1 protein-coding gene is annotated in these 1,686 nt (G+C 63.7%); it reads left to right on the top strand.

The genetic code is table 11. From position 1 onward, the window contains the following. The coding region (locus EOA23_RS34435) for a valine--tRNA ligase (protein ID WP_127307292.1) at positions 1–1,686 on the top strand (1,686 nt) is incomplete at both ends.

Here is a 1,686-nt window from a genome sequence, read left to right as displayed (position 1 = left end):
TCCCGAGACGATGCTTGGCGACACGGCGGTTGCCGTGCATCCGGGTGACGAGCGCTTCACCGATCTGGTCGGCCGCAACGTCGTGCTGCCCATCGTCGGCCGCAAGATACCGATCGTGGCGGACGAATATTCCGATCCGGAGAAGGGCTCCGGCGCGGTCAAGATCACGCCGGCGCACGACTTCAACGATTTCGAGGTCGGCAAGCGTCACAAATTGCCGGCGATCAACATCCTGACGGCCGAAGCCGCCATCAAGCTCAAGGACAACGAGGATTTCCTCGCCGGTCTCGAGGTCACGCCGGAGCGCCAGGCCGTCTGGGACGAGCTCGACGGGCTCGACCGCTTCGCTGCCCGCAAGAAGATCGTCGAGCTGATGGAAGCGGGCGGGTTCCTCGACAAGATCGAGCCGCACCGGCACACCGTGCCGCATGGCGACCGCGGCGGCGTGCCGATCGAGCCGTTCCTGACCGACCAGTGGTATGTCAACGCCGCCGAGCTCGCCAAGCCGGCGATCGCCTCGGTGCGCGAGGGCCGCACGAACTTCGTGCCGAAGAATTGGGAAAAGACCTATTTCGACTGGATGGAGAACATCCAGCCCTGGTGCATTTCGCGCCAGCTCTGGTGGGGCCACCAGATCCCGGCCTGGTATGGGCCGGACGGGCATGTCTTCGTCGAGAAGACCGAGGAAGAGGCCCTGGCCGCGGCGGTCGAATATTACCTGGCGTTGGAAGGGCCGTGGAAGGCCTGGGTCGAGGACAAGCTCGAGAATTTTCAGCCGGGCGAGATCCTGACCCGCGACGAGGACGTTCTCGACACCTGGTTCTCGTCGGCGCTGTGGCCCTTTTCGACGCTCGGCTGGCCCGACCAGACGCCCGAGCTCAAGACCTATTACCAGACCGACGTGCTGGTGACCGGCTTCGACATCATCTTCTTCTGGGTCGCCCGCATGATGATGATGGGCCTGCACTTCATGGACGAGGAGCCGTTCCACACGGTCTATGTGCATGCGCTGGTCCGCGACAAGAACGGCGCCAAGATGTCGAAGTCGAAAGGCAACGTCATCGATCCGCTCGACCTGATCGACGAATATGGCGCAGATGCGCTGCGCTTCACGTTGACAGTGATGGCGGCTCAAGGGCGCGACGTGAAGCTCGATCCGGCGCGCATTGCCGGCTACCGCAATTTCGGCACCAAGCTGTGGAACGCGACGCGCTTCGCCGAGATGAACGAGGTTGCGCGCAACGACGATTTCTGGCTGAACGACGCCAAGCTGCCGGTCAATCGCTGGATCCTCACAGAACTCACGCGGGCGGCGCGTGCGGTCACCGAAGGCATCACCAGCTATCGTTTCAACGAGGCGGCGGGCGCTGCCTATCGCTTCGTCTGGAACCTGTTTTGCGACTGGTACCTGGAGCTGTTGAAGCCGGTGTTCATGGGCACGGACGAGGCCGCCAAGGCCGAGAGCCGCGCCTGCGTCGCCTTCGTGCTTGACGAGATCTACAAGCTCCTGCATCCGATGATGCCGTTCATGACCGAGGAGCTGTGGGCGCAGACCGCTGGCGAGGGCAAGGAGCGCTCGTCGCTGCTTTGCCATGCCGCCTGGCCGTCGCCCGACTTCGAGGACGAAGAGGCTGCCGCCGACATCAACTGGCTGGTCGACCTTGTCCCGGGCATCCGGTCAGTGCG

Origin of the sequence: Mesorhizobium sp. M2A.F.Ca.ET.042.01.1.1 (assembly GCF_003997405.1) — a bacterium.
Classification (GTDB): Bacteria; Pseudomonadota; Alphaproteobacteria; order Rhizobiales; family Rhizobiaceae; genus Mesorhizobium.
This window is presented reverse-complemented; position numbering and strand designations above follow the sequence as displayed.